Genomic DNA, 17858 nt, shown 5'->3' on the forward strand with positions numbered 1-17858 from the left:
GGCTGGACTACTAGATAGTGCGGAAGAGCACTTAGTTTGGTTAGTTAAAGCAGGGCATGTAGAAGCGCTGGACCCTATTATCACTTTATATTCGCAAACCCGTGAGTGGGAAAAAGGCATCAACATGTTTGAAGCCCATAGCGAATTATTTTCAAAAGAACAGCAATTTAAAGCAATTGCTAATTTTTATTGTGAGTCAGCTTTAAGTGACAATACACCCCAACTAATGAGAAAAGCGATTAGCTTAAATTATAAAGCCGTGCGTCCGCTTTACGAGTTAGGGTTAGTTGCTTACGCAAAAGAAGATTACGTTAAAGCTATTTATTACTGGCGTGAACTTGTCTCTCAATTTACCTTGTTTGCTCCGTTGTTTATTGATGAGCTGGCACACAGTTATAAACAATTGAATTTGACGCATCAATTTCACGAGTTAGTCAGTGACTTGTTAGAGAAGGGCGGTGTATTAATTAAAATAAAGCATTGCCAAGCATTACTTGAGCAAGGTCACACCAAGCAAGCCTTTGAATTTTTAACTGATAGCTTAAAACGTCAACCTACTATTCGTGGTTTTAGTTTTTTACTGCAATTAATGGGTGACCAAAATAAAAATACTAAAGAAGTACTTAACGAAATTGATAAGCTTGTAACCTCTTATATTGCTACAAAACCAGATTTCCAATGCCAGCATTGTGGTTTTACAAGCTACACCATATATTGGAACTGCCCTTCTTGTAAGCATTGGGAAACCATTGTTCCAAGTCGAGGCTTAGACGGATTTTAATAACCCCATAATTAATAACTTTACTGCCATTCACTAGGATAGTTATGTCTTTCGAACACTCAAAAAAAATTCTTATTGCATTAGATTACGATGATCAAGAAGTTGCTTTAAACTTTGTTAAACAACTTTCTCCTGATACTTGCCGTCTCAAGGTCGGCAAAGAAATGTTTACCTATTTTGGAGCTGTATTTGTTAAAGAGTTAATTGATTTAGGTTTTGATGTTTTCTTAGATTTAAAGTTTCATGATATTCCTAATACAGTAGCTAAAGCGGTTACTGCAGCTGCTAAAATGGGGGTGTGGATGGTAAACGTTCATGCTTCTGGTGGCTTTGAAATGATGAGCAAAGCTAAATCGGCTCTAGAGCAATTTGGTGACAAAGCGCCATTACTTATCGCTGTTACTGTATTAACAAGTATGGATGAAACAGAACTTAAGCGTTTAGGTGTTGATAAATCAGCTCAAGAGCAAGTTATCTATTTAGCTAAGCTTGCAAAGGAAGCTGGGCTTGATGGTGTTGTGTGCTCTGCACAAGAAGCAAAAGCTTTAAAAACAGAGTTAGGTGATAGCTTTAAGCTTGTTACGCCTGGTATACGCCCTGAAGGGAGTGATGCGGGTGATCAAAAGCGTATAATGACTCCTAAGCAAGCTATAGATTCAGGAAGTGACTATTTAGTTATAGGCAGACCGATTACTCAAGCAGATAATCCTGTAAAAGTGCTTAGTGATGTTAATAACTCTATAGCTTAATTTAACATTAAGCAGTCATATAGTGCTAAAACCCCTTACCTTATGTGAGTTTTATGTTACATTAATAAAATCAAAATGTAGTAGGGGTTTGTTTTGAAGTTATTTTTTGGTTCTATAGTAATAGTTATTGCGGGTTTTTCGGTAAATAAGTACGTTTTTTCTAATAAAGCATACGATGGTGTAACAACCGTTACAGATATAATTCCAACGTACCCAGTCGATATGTTTGATTTTAAAAAAACAATGCAAGATTATGCTCATCATCTGTGTTACAAAAATGAAGATACACTCATATCTCAGCATGTAAGCGTTAGTGAATGTATATCAAAGCTTGATGATAAAAAAACAGAATGTGAAAAAAAGGTTTTTCGTTTGGCGCCGCTCAATCTTGAGTCGGAAGTTGAAGTGCTTGATTATTCAAGGCAATATACGCAATGTACATTGCCTTATAAATATATTTTAGGTTAATTACAAACAGGTATTATTAGTAATTACAGCCAATTATAATTAAGATCTTAAGCGAATGGATTTCGCTTCAATATCTATTAACTCTTGTTTAAATAAGCCACCAATTGCTTTTTTATAATTAGCCTTACTTGTAGAAAACATCTTTTTTATTGCTTCAGGATCAGACTTATCACCAAGTGGAATAACACCGCCTTCGTTTTTAAGCTTTTGCATAATAGTTTCACCAAGGTCACTTACTTTTCCCATACCTGGCTTTTCTAGTACAACATCAATTTTTCCGTCGTCACGTACTTTTTGAATATAGCCTTTAAGCTTTTGACCCACAAATAAGCTTTTAAATACCATATTGTAAAAAACAACACCGAAGTGCGACTCTTCAATTAATACTTTGTAGCCAATATCTGTTTTGCCAGCAACAATTAAATCCACTTCTTGTAAGTGAGTATATTGCGGCTCATCTTTTGATAAGAAACGATTAAAATTGTTTGAGGCACAAATACGTTGGCTTGCATTATCAAGGTACAGGCGTACTAAATAAGAATGGCCTTCTTGCATGCGTGGCTTTTGTTCATTAAAAGGTGCAAGCACATCTTTCTCAAGCCCCCAATCTAAAAATGCCCCAATACTATTTATTTCTTTAACGCGTAGTAGGGCATACTCGCCAACTTGAGCATGTGGTTTCTTTATTGTTGCTGTGGCTAAATTAGCATTGTCTAAAAAGATAAATACACTAATGCTATCGCCCGCTTCAAGCTCATGTTTAATTTCTTGTTTTGGTAAAAACACTTCACCTAAATCATGACCGTCTAAGTAAGCACCTTCGTTACTCACTTCTTTTACAAATAATGTTTGTGTGGTTCCTAGGTAACTCATAATTATTCCTGCTCAGTCTTTTTTTTACGGCGCATTGGTGTATCGCCATCAATGTTCATTGGTGCTTTAATAGGTGCTGTTGGCTTTTTAGCTTTGGCTTTGCGTTTAAATACAGGCTTTTTAACAGCGGCGGATTTTTCTTTAGATTTATCCCACGTTGCCTCAGGCTTTTTCTCTTTTAAGCCTTTAAACTTAGCTTTTAAGCTCTCTACGCTCGCAAATTTTAATTCGTCATTTAAAAATGCTTTAATAGCTAAATAACTTGCCCAATCTTTTGGGCCAACTAATGAAATTGCATTTCCTTTAAAGCCAGCACGTCCTGTACGACCTATGCGGTGTACATACTCTTCAGCGTGTTTTGGTAAATCAAAGTTAATAACGTGCGTTACGCTTAACAAATCTAAACCACGAGATGCAACGTCGGTGGTAATCAATATTTTAAAGTTTTCGCGACTAAACGAATCCATGATATCTAAACGTTTGTTTTGCGTTAAATCACCAGCAAGCGCTACAGATTTGAAGCCTTTAGCATTAAGGGCTTCACTCAAACGGCTCGTGTCAGAACGCGTTGCTGTGAAGATAATACATTGACCAACATCATCTTGGTTTAAAAAATGCTCTAATAACGCTTCTTTATGATCAAGGTGATCGGCAAGGTATAACGTTTGTTTAATATCACTATGTTGCTCATTTGCTGCACTTAGCGTAATTTGCTTTGGTTTTTTTAATAGGTTACGTGATAGTGCATCTACTTGTGCATGGTCAAGTGTTGCAGAAAACAATAACGTTTGGCGTAATCGGTGATTAGCTTGCTCGTTAATCATTTTTAACTGCTCGGTAAAGCCTAAATCTAAAATACGATCGGCTTCATCAAAAATAAGCAGTTCTAGTCCACTCAATTGCAATGAGCGTTTTGTTATGTGATCAGCTAAACGCCCAGGTGTAGCAACTACGAATTGTGGGTCGTTTCTAAGAGCTTTTATTTGGTCATTAAAGTTTTCGCCGCCAAGTATTTTAACTGCCTTAATCGCTGTGCCAGCAATTAATAAACGCAGCTGAGTAAATACTTGCGTAGCAAGCTCACGCGTAGGAGCAACAATAAGTACACGGGGATCGCGTTTGCTGAGTGCTTTTTGTTTCATAACCCTTTGTACAGCAGGTAATAAAAACGCCAAGGTTTTGCCCGACCCAGTTTTAGACTGAGCGAAAATGTCATGCCCTGCAAGTGCGGTAGGCACTGCATGCGCTTGAATATCGGTGGGCTGGGTGATCCCTTGATGTGCTAATTGTGTTTCAAGGCGTGTATCAATCCCAAGATCAGTAAACTGCAATGTGTGTTTCTCCAAAATGAGCAAATTAACTCTATAAATTTATTAGCGCATTATAGCTTACACAGCTAGGTCGCTAACAGTAAAAACCAATCTATAGCGCTATTTTTTGCAATTAAACTAAAAAAGCGTAAAATACGCGCCCCATATGCGCCGGATTTACGATTCGGTAAACGCCAATATTGGCTAACAAGGCAAAATAGGAAATATAATGACTGTTGTTCATAAAGATAATGTAACGGGCGATCACTTTGTAGTATGTGCGCTGTATAAGTTTGTAGGTTTACCTGAATTTGAAGCTATCCGTAAGCCATTACTAGAAGTGATGGAAGCAAATGAAGTACGCGGTACTTTATTGCTCGCTGCCGAAGGTATAAACGGCACTGTTTCTGCAAAACGTGAAGGGATAGACAACTTATTAGCATGGCTAGATGAGCAACCAAATTTAAAAAACATCGTTACAAAAGAATCTTACGACGATGAATGTCCGTTTTACCGCACTAAAGTAAAACTAAAAAAAGAAATTGTAACAATGGGCGTTGAAGGCGTAGATCCGCTTAAAGTTGTGGGTAGCTATGTTAAGCCAAATGAGTGGAACGCACTTATATCTGACCCTGAAGTAATTTTAATTGATACACGTAATGATTACGAAATTGAAATTGGTACATTTCAAAATGCGGTCGATCCAAATACCAAAACGTTCCGTGAATTTCCACAGTGGGCAAAAGAAAACTTAGACCCTGAAAAACACAAAAAAGTGGCGATGTTTTGTACAGGTGGTATCCGCTGCGAAAAATCGACAGCCTACATGAAAGAGCAAGGTTTTGATGAAGTCTATCACCTTGAAGGCGGTATCTTAAAATACCTAGAAGAAGTGCCAAAAGAAGAAACCATGTGGGAAGGCGAGTGTTTTGTATTTGATAATCGCGTTGCGGTTGATCACGACCTACAAAAAGGCTCTTATGATCAATGCCACGCGTGTCGTATGCCAATTACAGAAGACGAAAAGTTAAAGCCTGAATACATGGAGGGCGTCTCTTGTCATCATTGTATTGAAGAAGTTACGGATGAACAACGCGCACGTTTTGCAGAGCGCCAAAAGCAAATAGAATTAGCGCAAGCGCGTGGTGAAGGCCATATTGGTAATGAAGCACAAGCTGTTTTACAGCAACGTAAAGAAGCTAAAAAAGCCCAAAAAGACGCTCAGCGCGGTAAATAAATTTATACAATAAGTATTACATTTAAAGAGTCTATTTAGGCTCTTTTTTTGTGCCTAAATTTGTACAGTAATTGTTTTCACACCCCGATGATAGTGTTAATCTGCAAAATATATTTAGTCATTTTAATGCGCATACAGGAAGAGATTTATGCAAGCCGAACAAGTTGAAATCGCACAATTTTTAGCACAACATCCTCCTTTTGATGACTTACCTCAAAAAGCGCTTAATGAGCTAGCTCAACAAGTAGAAGTGGCTTATTTTAGAGCAAAAACAGATATCTTGAGTTTTGGACAAGACATTTCTGATTTGTATGTAATTAGAAGTGGTTCTGTAGAAATGTATCGCCGAAATGGCGAGCTGTACAATCGTTTGGCTACCGCAGGTATATTTGGTCAAATGGGTTTATTGATGAACCGTAAGGTACGTTTTCCTGCAACTGCTCTGGAAGATACGTTAGTTTATTGCATAAATGTCGAGCTCTTTAATTGTTACTGTGATGAGTTTGATGCGTTTGCTGATTACTTCGAAACAGACGGTAACGTGCGTTTGCATCAAGCTATTGTCGAGCAAGCCGATGGCAATGACCTGACAACCGCGAAGGTAAAATCATTAATTCACAGAGATGTAGTCACCGTAGATGCAATCTCTACAATACAAGATATCGCTAAATTAATGACCGAAGAGGCGGTATCGTCAGTGTTGGTAACCGATGTAAATAAACCCATAAATGATGACCCAGAAGAAGATGATGGACAAGTAGTTGGTATAATAACCGATAGGGATTTACGCTCTAAAGTAGTGGCTAAAGGGCTTGCCTTTAACACGCAAGTAAAAGACATTATGTCCACTAACTTAGTGCTTTTAGATGCTAATGACTATATTTTCGAAGCTGTATTGGCCATGCTTAGAGATAACTTACATCATTTGCCAGTAGTACAAAAAAGACGCCCAATAGGCGTTATCTCCCTCTCTGATATTTTGCGTTATGAATCCCAAAGCAGCTTATTACTTGTACGTGGCATACTGGCTCAACAAACAATAGAGGATTTGGCGCATTATGCACGCCAATTGCCCAATGTGTTTGTTCGTATGGTGAATGAAGATGCAAACTCACACATGGTTGGTACAGCCATGGCTGTTATAGGGCGTACATTTAAACAAAGACTACTTGTATTAGCAGAAGAAAAGTTTGGACCACCTCCTGTGCCTTACTGTTTTATTGCTCTGGGCTCAATGGCTCGAGACGAGCAACTTATTGTAACCGATCAAGACAACGCGCTTATTTTAGATGACAGTTATGACGACGAAAAACATAACGCGTATTTTCAAAATATTGCCGATTTTGTGTGTGATGGTTTAGCGCAGTGTGGTTACACCTACTGTGATGGAGAAATTATGGCGTCGTTTAAAAAATGGCGTAAAACTCGCTCACAGTGGTTCGATCAATTTGCAGATTGGATCGCGCAGCCAAAACCACAAGCATTGCTTAATAGTTCTATATTTTTTGACTTAGACGGTGTGTGGGGTAAAACCAAGTGGGCCGACGAGCTTAAAATATTTATAGCAAAACAAAGTAAAGTAAATCGCGTATTTTTAGCTAATATGGCAGCAAATGCTAGAAATAGAACACCTCCACTAGGTTTCTTTAAAGGCTTTGTTATGGAGCATAATGGCCAACATAAGCGTTCAATGAACTTAAAGCGAAGAGGGACTGCACCTCTTTCTGATGTTATTCGCGTGCACGCATTGGCTATTGGTTCACGTAAACAAAATTCGTTTGAACGACTAGAAGATATTATTGAAGCGAAACTTTTACCACAGGGTAAAGCGCAAGATTTACGTGATGCACTTGAGTATATTGCCATGATGCGAATTCGCCATCAAGCGTGGCAAATAGAGAAGGGCGAAGAGCCCGATAACGACTTAGATCCACATTTACTTTCTCCGTTCGAGCAACGAAACTTAAAAGAGGCGTTCGCCATTTTAGAAAAAGCACAAAGCTATTTAAAATTTAGCTACACAGCAAACTCTGGTGTGAAGTAGCCTATGAATCCGCGTAATCATAAAGCAATTGATTGGCAAGCTAGGTATAACGAGCTTGCCAATAGCACCAAAAATAAACTCCTAAAACACTTTTATGCGGGTGCTTATAATCAAGACAAAGCTGCAATAAAAGACGTGCCTTTTGTAGCAATGGATTTTGAAACAACAGGCTTAAATAGCCAAAACGACGATATAGTGAGTGTTGGTTTAGTGCCGTTCAATTTAGAGCGCATTTATTGTAAGCACAGTCGGCATTGGGTGGTGCAGCCTAGGCGAAACCTTCATGAAGAGTCTATTTTAATACATGGAATAACGCACTCTGAGGTGGACGACGCCCCCGACTTTAATCAAATTATAGAGCCTTTACTTGAAGCGCTCAGTGGTAAAGTTGTCGTGGTGCATTATGCAGCAATAGAACGTCACTTTTTAAATAATGCGTTATTGTTAAGGCTTAAAGAAGGTATTGAGTTTGCACTTGTTGATACAATGGAAATAGAAAAAAGAGCACTAAAAGCAAGGCAGGGGTTATTAGGGCGGTTGTTTAACACAAAATTAGGTTCTCTTAGGCTAACAGATTGCCGTGCGCGTTATTCCCTACCAGCATATCAAAATCACAATGCGTTAACGGATGCACTTGCTACAGCAGAACTTTTACAAGCGCAGCTGAGTTATCATTATCGTGTAGATACTCCAATCTCAGAGCTGTGGCTCTAGCTTTTAATGACCAAACAAAAAAACGCCGCAAAAATTGCGGCGCTTTCGTTACTAATTAAAAGTATTACTCACTAAAAGTATTACTTAACTGGGCGAGGCTCAGTTCGTAAACCTAAAACTAAACTTAAACACATAAATAATAATACAATAGTAAATGGCAAGCCTGTAGAGACAGCGCCTGCTTGTAGTGCTTCAATTGCTTGTGTGCCACCAATCCAAAGTAAAGCAGCTGCAATTGCGCCCTCAACCGATGCCCAAAATATACGTTGTGGTACCGGTGCATCAATTTTACCGCCAGCTGTAATTGAATCAATTACTAATGAACCAGAGTCAGATGACGTAATGAAAAATACCAACACTAATAAAATTGCAATAAACGATAAAATATTAGATAAAGGTAATTCATCAAGCATTTGGAACATAGCTAAAGGTACATCAGTTAAACCATTAGTGCCTAACGCACCAACACCATTAACTACTTGATCAATCGCAATACCACCGTAAATAGACATCCATAAAACGGTAACTAGAGTAGGAATAAGTAAAACTGCAATTAAGAATTCACGAATTGTACGACCACGTGATACACGCGCGATAAACATACCTACAAACGGCGACCAGGAAATCCACCAAGCCCAGTAAAACACAGTCCAACCATGCATCCATGTTTCGTCTTCACGACCGTGAGGATTACTCAATGGAATAATATTTTCTACATAGCCCATCACGGTAGTGGGTACGTTACCCATAGCAACAGCAAAACCTACTAAGCAAACAAACACTAATAAAGCAAAAGCAATTAGCATATTAATGTTACTTAAAAGTTTTACGCCGCCATCAATTCCGCGCACAACAGAAATTATAGCTAGTAGTGTTACGCCCACTATTACTAATATTTGAGAGCCAACACCACCTTCTGTACCAAATACATGGTTAATACCAGCAGAAGCTTGTTGCGCACCTAAACCTAAAGATGTTGCAAGGCCAAATAACGTAGCAAGTACAGCTAAGATATCAATGATATGACCAGGCCAACCCCAAGCTCTATCACCTAATATAGGATAAAAAATAGAACGAATTGAAAGAGGTAAACCTTTGTTGTATGTAAAAAACGCAAGAGATAAACCAACAACAGCGTAAATAGCCCAAGGGTGAAGACCCCAATGAAACATAGTTGCGCCCATTGCTAATTTTGCAGCTTCTGGTGTATTAGCGGCTACATTAAGCGGGGTTTCGTACCAACCAGTAAAGTAAGCAACTGGTTCAGCAACGCCCCAAAACATAAGGCCTATACCCATACCGGCAGCAAATAACATAGCAAGCCATGAAACGCGAGAGTGAGAAGGTTTAGCGTCAACACCACCAAGGCGAATATTACCGTAAGGAGAAACAATAAGTGCTAAACAAAAGAGTACAAAGAAGTTAGCAGCCCACATAAATAGGGCATCAAAATTATTAATAATATCGGTCTTGATACTATCAAGCGCTGTTTTTGCAGCTTGTGGGTCGGTAACAAGTATGGCGATTAAAAAGATGACAATCAGGCCCGCACTAGTTCCAAAAACAGGGTTGTGAATATCAAACCCCCACTTTTGTACGTTGTCCTGACCTACGGTGTAATCCGTGTTGTCAATACTATATTTGTCATGATTTTCCTTCATGCAATACCTCTTTAGTTGTCCTAACAAGCCAAAATAAATTCGGCGTCATATCGAATTACATTAGTCTTTAAATATTAAGTAAAAAGTAATACCGTAATTATTTGAAGACTAACTAATTTGAAGCGTGATCATACAGCTAGTAGTGTATGAGTTAAATATTAAATGTAAATGAATTTGTATTTAAAACGCTGTTTATATGGCCAAATCCATGATTTTTTCATTTAAAAGCCCTAAATTTAAAAATTCAGTGAACGTTAAAATTTAGTTTGCTATTAAAAGTATTAATTTACTTGGTTAAGTAAAAAAAGATCATTTTTAAGTAGCTTAATTAATGCTTAAATATTAGGACTTGTTAGTCTTTAAGGATTGAAATTTATTTAATCTAGGCGCAATTTAATCGCTCCTAGTTTTATAGCTTAGCGGTTCGGTAACAGCTTATGCGTTATTTCTCATGCTTGCATGCACGTAAGAATAATCAAAGACCGGCTAGCAAAGAGCAAATTTCTCTTCAAGGCTATTATAAATTTATAAGCCGATAAGCATCTTTAATCAAGTTGTAATATGAATATGATTTAACACAACACTAAGCTATATTTTATAAATAGATAGGCAAAGGATTAATACTATTATGCGTGAAAGCGTTACAAACGATACCAATCAAAACGAACTTGTTAAACGCTTTTGTAGCGTTAGAGACGAAAGCCTAGCCATTATCGAACCACTCACTGTAGAAGATTGCCAATTACAAGCTATGGCTGATGCCAGTCCTACTAAATGGCATTTAGCGCATACCACGTGGTTTTTTGAAACGTTTTTACTTAGTGTTCATTGTAAACAGTACGCAGTGTTTAATCCTCACTATAAAATGCTTTTTAATTCTTACTACAATGGGATTGGAGAGCAATTTAAACGGGCAAACAGAGGAAGCTTATCTAGGCCATGTTTAGACGAAGTACTAGCTTACAGAGAACATGTGGATAGCCGCGTGATTGAATTACTTAAGACTGACGTTAACCCGCACATTAAAGATATTATTGAACTTGGGTTACACCACGAGCAACAGCATCAAGAACTAATGCTTATGGACATCAAATATAACTTTTCAGTAAATCCATTATTTCCTCAATATAAAACATCGCTTTTAAATAGCCAAAAAAAATCAGCTGATATTAAACCCCTTAATTTTATCAATTTTGAAAAAGCCATTATTAATATCGGCACAAATGCCGAAGATGAATTTGCATATGATAACGAGTGCCCCAAACACCAAGTACTAATTCATCCATTCAGCTTTGCTAATAGATTGGTCACTAATGGTGAATATTTAGACTTTATAAATGCCGGTGGATATAGCAATCCACAATATTGGTTAAGCGACGGTTGGGCGCATATTCAAAACACTCGTTTAACGCATCCATTATATTGGCATTACATAAATAACGAATGGTTTGAGTTTACACACTATGGATTCCAGCCTTTAAATTTAAGTGCTCCCATCAGCCATGTTAGTTATTTTGAGGCCAGCGCCTATGCTAATTTTGTAAAGGCTCGCTTGCCTACAGAGTTCGAGTGGGAATATGCAGCTAAAAATACACCTTTAAAAGACACTAATAATAACTACCTAACACCACAACAAACAAAAGATGATACTGAAATAAACCAGTTAACGGATTCATGTTGGCAATGGACAAACAGTGCATATTTGCCATACCCCGGCTTTAAGCCTATTGAAGGAGTAGCAGGGGAATACAATGGTAAATTTATGAATAACCAAATGGTGTTACGGGGCGGGTGTGTGTTTACCCCTCAAAACCATTTACGACAAACATACCGGAATTTTTATTACCCACATCAAGCGTGGATGTGCAGTGGGATAAGACTAGCTAAGGATATAGTATGAGCCAAGTAACAGCGATTAAACAAAGTAACATAACCGACACTGAATTTTTAAACGACGTGATAAGCGGATTAACTCAACAACAAAAAACGCTTCCGTGTAAATATTTTTATGATGATAAAGGTGCTGCATTATTTGAGCAAATAACAACCTTACAAGAGTATTATGTTACACGTACTGAGCTTTCTATATTAGCGCAACACTCAAAGTCGATTGCTCAAATGCTACCTGAAAACCTCTCTATTATAGAGCCCGGCTGTGGCTCGGGTAAAAAGGTAGCCTATTTATTAGCGCATATGGCAAACGTTAAAACCTTTGTACCGTTTGAAATATCTGAGGAGATGCTCAGTTATTCACTTGCACATTTGTCACCGTTATTTCCAGATTTGGCAATTTCGCCATTATTAGGAGACTTTACACATAGCCAAATGGTCAAACAGCTAACCAAAGACACCGCTTTAGACAGTCAAACTAATTTGGTGTACTTTCCGGGCTCTACTCTTGGTAATTTTGCCCCAGTTAAAGCCATAGAAATTATGAATAATTTCCATCGCTTATGCGGTGTAAATGGTTATGTATTAATTGGGGTTGATTTAGTAAAAGAGCGCCAAGTGCTACTCAATGCATATAACGATAAAGCGGGAGTTACCGGTGCTTTTAATAAAAATTTACTACAACGTATTAATAACGAGCTAAACGGCACATTTAATATAGATAACTTTAGCCACGAGTCACGCTTTAACGAGCAACATAGCCGTATCGAAATGCATTTAGTAAGTAATCGTACTCAAAGCGTGATTATAAATGATCAGCAAATAGACTTTATAGAAGGTGAAAGCATTCATACGGAAAACTCTCACAAGTACACGCTTGAGTCGTTTAAGCAGCTTGCAGCGCAAGCTAATTTAAAGTTAGAGCAAACATGGCAAGACGATAGTAACTATTTTGCTCTGTGCTTATTAAGACCGCTTTAAACCTTACTTAAGTTATGTTTAGTAAATGACAACTTGGGCATTGTTAAACTCATAGTTTAGCAATGCACCATTATTTGATTGTTGTATAAGCTTGGCTTTATTTAAACCGTACAGTCTAAATAGCAGGGGGGCAATAACAGATACCGCAGAGCCTGTAGCACTGTCTTCATTTACACCAAACTGGGGTGCAAAGTATCTAAAATGCGCTATGGCATTTTTCTTGTCTTTATTTTTTATACGAAGGGCAATTACTGCATTTTTGTGGAGTGCACACAAAGCTTTAAAATCAACATGTACGCTTTTTAAATCGTCTTTTTCAACTTCTTTATCGAATTCTTTACTAAATTCCTTATTAAATTCTTTACTAAATAATACAACCGTATAACCGTTTTTGTCGCCGGTACTGTAGGCTGCTTTTATTGCTACTGAAAACACACTTTGTAACTCACCTTCAGCTAACTCGCTTTTTTTAGGCTCTATGCTTTTTAGTAACAGCTGAGCGCGTTGTTTTTTTACTCTTATAGTAAAGCGCTCATTACTCATTGAAGTAAATACTTCAGGGCAATAACCCAAATGGTCTATTAAAAAATTAGCGGCTGCTAAAGTACCATGTCCACAGCGTTTAATTTCACTCGTTCGATTAAACCAGCGAATTTTACAATGGCGTTTAGTTATCTCATTTTGATTTAAAAATACGGTAGCAGGGTAAGTTGATTGTGATGCAATATATTGCATTGTTTTTGAAGTTAACCCATTTTTATAAATAACAATTAAAGCACTTGAGCCTTTTAAGTTATGTGCAGGGCTATAAAAAACAGATTCGGTAGAAGTGAGCTCTATAAAGCGAAGCGTAAGCCATTTAGGCTTACGCTTCGCTAAACAAAGAGTATTAACCTTTGCTTGCATATGCGTCGTTATGAACGCCTGCAGCACGACCTGATGGATCAGCATTGTTTTGGAACGATGCGTCCCATGCAAGTGCTTCAGGAGTCGAACACGCTACCGATTTACCATGCGGTACACATTTAGCTGATGCATCACCAGGGAAATGCGATTCAAAAATAGTACGGTAGTAGTAAGCTTCTTTTGAATCTGGCGTATTAATAGGGTATTTAAACTTTGCATTTGCAAGCTCTTGATCGCTTACTTGCTCGTTTACAAACTCTTTTAACTTATCAATCCAGCTGTAACCAACACCATCTGAAAATTGCTCTTTTTGACGCCATAGCACTTCATCAGGTAAGTAACCTTCAAAGCCTTCACGTAAAATGTGTTTTTCAATTTTTCCATCTTTACACATTTTAGCTTCAGGGTTGATACGCATAGCAACATCAACAAATTCTTTATCAAGAAACGGTACACGTGCTTCTACGCCCCATGCCGCCATTGATTTATTAGCACGTAAACAGTCAAACATATGCAGTTTTGATACTTTACGGTTTAGCTCTTCATGAAACTCTTGTGCGTTAGGGGCTTTATGGAAGTATAAGTAACCACCAAATAGCTCATCAGCACCTTCGCCAGATAACACCATTTTAATGCCCATTGCTTTAATTTGGCGAGCCATTAGGTACATAGGTGTAGAGGCACGAATTGTTGTTACATCATACGTTTCAATATGGTAAATCACTTCACGCAGTGCATCAATACCTTCTTGAATGGTAAAAATGATAGGGTGGTGAATAGTACCAATCATGTCAGCTACTTTTTGTGCAGCCGCTAAATCAGGTGAGCCTTCAAGACCTACTGAAAAAGAATGCAGCTTAGGCCACCATGCGTCGCTTTCGTCGTTATCTTCAATACGTTTTGCAGCAAAGCGCTGGGTAATAGCAGAGATAACCGATGAGTCTAAACCACCAGAAAGTAATACACCGTAAGGCACGTCACACATTAATTGACGTTTAACGGCCGCTTCTAATGCATCTTTAACGTCTTGCGCTTCTGCGCTGTTATCTTTAACTGCATCAAATGTTTCCCAATCACGTTTGTAATAAGGCGTCATTTTGCCATCTTTGCTGTACAGGTAATGCCCTGGTGGAAATTCTTCAATATGCTTACAAATTGGAGAAAGTGCTTTTAGCTCAGAAGCAACGTAAAAGTTACCGTGCTCGTCGTGACCGGTGTAAAGCGGGATAATACCAATATGGTCACGGCCAATTAAGTAGGCGTCATTTTCTTCGTCGTATAAACAAAATGCAAAAATGCCATTTAGGTCATCTAAAAAGTCAGGTCCTTTTTGTTTATACAGCGCTAAAATAACTTCACAGTCTGATTGAGTTTGAAAAGTAAAATCAACATCTAACTCTGCTGCAAGTTCTTTATGATTATAAATCTCACCGTTAACCGCTAAAATATTTGTTTTTTCAGGATTGTATAAAGGCTGTGCACCGCTTGATACACCAACAATAGCTAAACGCTCATGCACTAAAATAGCTTTTTCAGATGCATATACACCAGACCAATCTGGGCCACGGTGTCTAAGCAGCTTTGACATTTCAATTGCTTGGGTACGCAATTGAGTGGGATCAGATTTAATATCTAATACCCCAAAAATTGAACACATAGTAACTCCTCATTCCTATTATGTGTGCAGCAGAGCCAATTTGCTGTGCTGCGAAACCTTGTTTTATCAGAAAAAATTACTCAAGTCACATAGCTTTTACAATTAATTAAGAATAATTTATGCACCAAGCTAGATGTAATTGCACCAAAGTGGTTAATGCGTCGTTCCTGCTGCTATTTTTACGTCGCTATTATTGTTCAAAGCTTGTGCAATCATAACTCTCAGGGCATTAATAACGGTTTCTTCGCTCATGCTTGGTGCGCCATTGTGGTGCACAGCTTGGCTTGGTAAATAAGGAATATGCACAAAGCCACCTTTCATTACAGCGCAGTGATCATTTATGTAATGCATAAGGCCATACATAACGTGATTGCATACATACGTACCTGCCGTATTGGAAATGGCAGCAGGTATATTGCTGTTGTGCAGTGCTTGTAACATACGCTTTATTGGCAAATTAGTGAAATACGCATCAGGGCCATTTTTTTCTATTGGTGTATCGACAGGTTGCTTACCTGCATTGTCTTTAATGCGTGCATCGTCAACGTTTATTGCAATACGCTCAATTGATATTTCGCTGCGCCCACCAGCTTGACCTATACATAAAACAACCGCCGGATTGTGCGACTCAATGGCGTTTATAAGCTGACTAATAGACGTATTAAACTCACAGGCAAGTTCTAGTGTACATATTTTATGTTTCATGATGATAGTTTCATCAAGTTTTTGCACTGCTTGCCAAGAAGGATTGATAGCATCGCCATCAAAAGGCGCAAAGCCGGTAATTAATACACACGCCATAGAAGAAGTTGATTTAGTCATTACACACCAAGCTATACATTAAAATAATATTAACGGCGAGTAAGGTAACTGCCGTCTGAATTTGAACCTTTATTACATGGTACTTATCTTTTAAGTCTAAAATAGCTGTAGGAATAATATTTAATTTGCTGTCATAGGCGTCATTAACGTACCGCAATTGCCGCTATACATGCCGAGCGCAACTAATGGAACAGGGCTTGTGCCATGACCTTCAATTAAAAATATACCTACACAATACAAAACAACCAGTATTAAACGATTATCAGGGCCAATAATTTAAGTCGAACATAGTTTTCCTATTTATTTTTAGAATATTTTTATAGGTTATTTTTAAGTGCAAGGCTCAATTGATGCAGGTGTCCGTCAAGTTTCTGCTTCGCCTTTGCTGCTTCTTCAAACGTTACATATTTAAACTCAACAGTATCTAAAGGTCTAAACTGTGCAAATTGACGTAAGTCGGCTTCAATAACAGTCCCTAGCAGAGGGTAGCCCCCTGTAGTTTGGCCATCATTTAGTAACACAATCGGCTCTCCACTTGGTGGTAATTGAATACTCCCAGGGCTCACCCCTAATGATGGCAAAGAGTGTGAATGGCCCAAATTATTTTTATGCTCAAGCCTTACACCCATTCGGTTACTATTATTGCTGACTTTAAAAGCGGTAGACACAAAGTTGCTAAGTAAAGTCTCGCCTAACAAATTAGCATGAGGACTTGGATGCAGGCGTATAAGCTTGCGCTGGGCGGGAGCGATTGCGCCTACCTTTATAAACTCTCCATAATAAGGAGTAATAGGTATTTCATCACCAGTGGTGAGAGATCTACCTTCAAAACCACCAAAACATGCGTTTAAATCTGTAGATTTAGAACCCATAACCTCAGCATTTTGTATACCGCCTTTCACTGCTAAATAAGCTCTTAAGCCTGCTCTACCAGTAGCAAAACTTAGGACTTGTTTGTTTTTTACTGCGTATGTCCAACCAGGATAAATTGCATGTCCATCAAGGGTTACTTGCAAATCTGCACCATGAAGCGCAATTACTGTGTCGCAGGTAAATTCCAGTTCGCACAAACCTACAGTTATTTCTAAAACGGCATCATTGTCGTTATTGTTAAGTAATCTATTAGCAATGATTTGTGCAATAGGGTCTAAGCTACCCGCTTTGCTTACACCTAAATGGCGGTAGCCCTCACGGCCAAAATCTTGAATTGTAAGTAATACACCACTTTTAAGTACTTTAATCATGATTTGCTCCTTTATTATCGAGCGGAACAAATTCAAGCGTATCGCCTGGTTGAATTAAACAAGGTTGCTCAGAGGTCGAATCAAACAAAACAGTATCTGTATGACCTATTATATGCCAACCACCTGGGGTATCTGCGGGGTAAATGCCGGTTTGTGCAGCACCTATCGCAACAGAGCCTTTAGGAACTTTAATGCGTGGCTCATCACGTCTTGGTGTATGTAATTGCTCATTTAAGCCATGTAGGTAAGCAAAACCGGGCTGAAAGCCTAAAAATAAAACGTGGTACTTGGTTTTACTATGAATATTAATAACTTCATCGGCACTTAAATTATGATAGCGAGCCACGTAATTAATGTCCTCACCCTTGTATGTGGTTTTGATTAAGTGATGCTGCCCCTTAAAAGTACTCGTTTTAATTTCATCCCACAGCGAAGGTAGCACTTGTAACCACTGTTTTAAGTGTTTATCTGATTTTAAATAAAGAGTGAGCGAGTTCATGGCGGGCACCAAATCGCTAAAT

General features: G+C 38.3%; 16 protein-coding genes and 1 pseudogene. 8 read left to right on the top strand and 9 right to left on the bottom strand.

Going from position 1 to position 17858, the window contains the following annotated elements; genetic code table 11:
* The 3 genes from L652_RS0113355 to L652_RS0113365 form a co-directional block, all read left to right on the top strand.
* A partial coding sequence (locus tag L652_RS0113355) for a hypothetical protein (protein WP_024603504.1) occupies positions 1-781 on the top strand: 781 nt, incomplete at its 5' end.
* 44 nt (positions 782-825) lie between these two features.
* Positions 826-1530 carry an orotidine-5'-phosphate decarboxylase gene (gene pyrF / locus L652_RS0113360; RefSeq protein WP_024595712.1) on the top strand — a complete coding sequence of 235 codons (705 nt, stop codon included), beginning with the start codon at positions 826-828 and terminating at the stop codon, positions 1528-1530.
* 93 nt (positions 1531-1623) lie between these two features.
* Complete coding sequence (locus L652_RS0113365; protein WP_024595713.1) at positions 1624-1998, top strand: hypothetical protein; 375 nt, start codon at positions 1624-1626, stop codon at positions 1996-1998.
* Positions 1999-2037: 39 nt separating this feature from the next.
* Here the strand turns inward: L652_RS0113365 and L652_RS0113370 are convergent, their stop codons facing one another.
* Positions 2038-2871, bottom strand: a complete 834-nt coding sequence (locus L652_RS0113370) for a S1-like domain-containing RNA-binding protein (RefSeq protein WP_002961188.1) — start codon at positions 2869-2871, stop codon at positions 2038-2040.
* A gap of 2 nt (positions 2872-2873) precedes the next feature.
* Positions 2874-4202, bottom strand: coding sequence for a DEAD/DEAH box helicase (locus tag L652_RS0113375; protein ID WP_024595714.1), 1329 nt, complete (start codon positions 4200-4202; stop codon positions 2874-2876).
* A gap of 208 nt (positions 4203-4410) precedes the next feature.
* On the opposite strand from L652_RS0113375, the gene L652_RS0113380 reads away from it, so the two are divergent.
* The 3 genes from L652_RS0113380 (at position 4411) to L652_RS0113390 (ending at position 8176) form a co-directional block, all read left to right on the top strand.
* Complete coding sequence (locus L652_RS0113380; protein ID WP_002961191.1) at positions 4411-5418, top strand: rhodanese-related sulfurtransferase; 1008 nt, start codon at positions 4411-4413, stop codon at positions 5416-5418.
* A gap of 148 nt (positions 5419-5566) precedes the next feature.
* Positions 5567-7462 carry a DUF294 nucleotidyltransferase-like domain-containing protein gene (locus tag L652_RS0113385; protein ID WP_024603505.1) on the top strand — a complete coding sequence of 632 codons (1896 nt, stop codon included), beginning with the start codon at positions 5567-5569 and terminating at the stop codon, positions 7460-7462.
* 3 nt (positions 7463-7465) lie between these two features.
* Positions 7466-8176, top strand: a complete 711-nt coding sequence (locus L652_RS0113390) for a 3'-5' exonuclease (protein ID WP_024595068.1) — start codon at positions 7466-7468, stop codon at positions 8174-8176.
* 80 nt (positions 8177-8256) lie between these two features.
* Here the strand turns inward: L652_RS0113390 and L652_RS0113395 are convergent, their stop codons facing one another.
* Positions 8257-9837 (bottom strand): BCCT family transporter, encoded by a 1581-nt coding sequence (locus tag L652_RS0113395; protein WP_024603506.1) that lies wholly within the window; start codon positions 9835-9837, stop codon positions 8257-8259.
* A gap of 628 nt (positions 9838-10465) precedes the next feature.
* Between L652_RS0113395 and egtB the strand changes: the two genes are divergently transcribed.
* Together egtB and egtD are read left to right on the top strand one after the other, a co-directional pair.
* Positions 10466-11737: an ergothioneine biosynthesis protein EgtB gene (gene egtB / locus L652_RS0113400; RefSeq protein ID WP_024596149.1), complete on the top strand. Its 1272-nt coding sequence runs from the start codon at positions 10466-10468 to the stop codon at positions 11735-11737.
* Positions 11734-12708 carry an L-histidine N(alpha)-methyltransferase gene (egtD, locus tag L652_RS0113405; RefSeq protein WP_024596148.1) on the top strand — a complete coding sequence of 325 codons (975 nt, stop codon included), beginning with the start codon at positions 11734-11736 and terminating at the stop codon, positions 12706-12708. The genes egtB and egtD overlap by 4 nt, the downstream gene beginning before the upstream one ends.
* Positions 12709-12726: 18 nt before the next feature.
* Here egtD and L652_RS0113410 read toward each other — a convergent pair whose 3' ends face one another.
* The 6 genes and pseudogenes from L652_RS0113410 to pxpB all read right to left on the bottom strand — a co-directional run.
* Entirely contained in the window at positions 12727-13614 is an 888-nt protein-coding gene (locus tag L652_RS0113410) for a PhzF family phenazine biosynthesis protein (RefSeq protein ID WP_024596147.1), read from the bottom strand.
* Positions 13598-15271, bottom strand: coding sequence for an asparagine synthase B (gene asnB / locus L652_RS0113415; protein ID WP_024596146.1), 1674 nt, complete (start codon positions 15269-15271; stop codon positions 13598-13600). The genes L652_RS0113410 and asnB overlap by 17 nt, the downstream gene beginning before the upstream one ends.
* A 153-nt stretch (positions 15272-15424) precedes the next feature.
* Positions 15425-16093, bottom strand: a complete 669-nt coding sequence (gene pcp / locus L652_RS0113420; RefSeq protein WP_024603507.1) for a pyroglutamyl-peptidase I — start codon at positions 16091-16093, stop codon at positions 15425-15427.
* Positions 16086-16366 (bottom strand): annotated as a pseudogene (locus L652_RS1000000124765) (DUF979 family protein); the annotation flags it as partial. The gene pcp and the pseudogene L652_RS1000000124765, both read right to left, overlap by 8 nt.
* A gap of 44 nt (positions 16367-16410) precedes the next feature.
* Positions 16411-17337, bottom strand: coding sequence for a biotin-dependent carboxyltransferase family protein (locus L652_RS0113425; protein WP_024596145.1), 927 nt, complete (start codon positions 17335-17337; stop codon positions 16411-16413).
* Positions 17330-17858: 5-oxoprolinase subunit PxpB (gene pxpB / locus L652_RS0113430; protein ID WP_029770302.1), on the bottom strand; the 529-nt coding region annotated here is incomplete at its 5' end. The genes L652_RS0113425 and pxpB, both read right to left, overlap by 8 nt.

Origin of the sequence: Pseudoalteromonas sp. TB25 (genome assembly GCF_000497995.1) — a bacterium.
GTDB classification, from domain to species: Bacteria; Pseudomonadota; Gammaproteobacteria; order Enterobacterales; family Alteromonadaceae; genus Pseudoalteromonas; species Pseudoalteromonas distincta.

Bases quoted from the DNA above. Each gene is read 5' to 3' on its own strand.
- pyrF (WP_024595712.1), top strand. From the start codon at position 826: ATGTCTTTCGAACACTCAAAAAAAATTCTTATTGCATTAGATTACGAT.
- L652_RS0113370 (WP_002961188.1), bottom strand. From the start codon at position 2,871: ATGAGTTACCTAGGAACCACACAAACATTATTTGTAAAAGAAGTGAGT.
- L652_RS0113380 (WP_002961191.1), top strand. From the start codon at position 4,411: ATGACTGTTGTTCATAAAGATAATGTAACGGGCGATCACTTTGTAGTA.
- L652_RS0113385 (WP_024603505.1), top strand. From the start codon at position 5,567: ATGCAAGCCGAACAAGTTGAAATCGCACAATTTTTAGCACAACATCCT.
- L652_RS0113390 (WP_024595068.1), top strand. From the start codon at position 7,466: ATGAATCCGCGTAATCATAAAGCAATTGATTGGCAAGCTAGGTATAAC.
- L652_RS0113395 (WP_024603506.1), bottom strand. From the start codon at position 9,837: ATGAAGGAAAATCATGACAAATATAGTATTGACAACACGGATTACACC.
- egtB (WP_024596149.1), top strand. From the start codon at position 10,466: ATGCGTGAAAGCGTTACAAACGATACCAATCAAAACGAACTTGTTAAA.
- egtD (WP_024596148.1), top strand. From the start codon at position 11,734: ATGAGCCAAGTAACAGCGATTAAACAAAGTAACATAACCGACACTGAA.
- L652_RS0113410 (WP_024596147.1), bottom strand. From the start codon at position 13,614: ATGCAAGCAAAGGTTAATACTCTTTGTTTAGCGAAGCGTAAGCCTAAA.
- asnB (WP_024596146.1), bottom strand. From the start codon at position 15,271: ATGTGTTCAATTTTTGGGGTATTAGATATTAAATCTGATCCCACTCAA.
- pcp (WP_024603507.1), bottom strand. From the start codon at position 16,093: ATGACTAAATCAACTTCTTCTATGGCGTGTGTATTAATTACCGGCTTT.
- L652_RS0113425 (WP_024596145.1), bottom strand. From the start codon at position 17,337: ATGATTAAAGTACTTAAAAGTGGTGTATTACTTACAATTCAAGATTTT.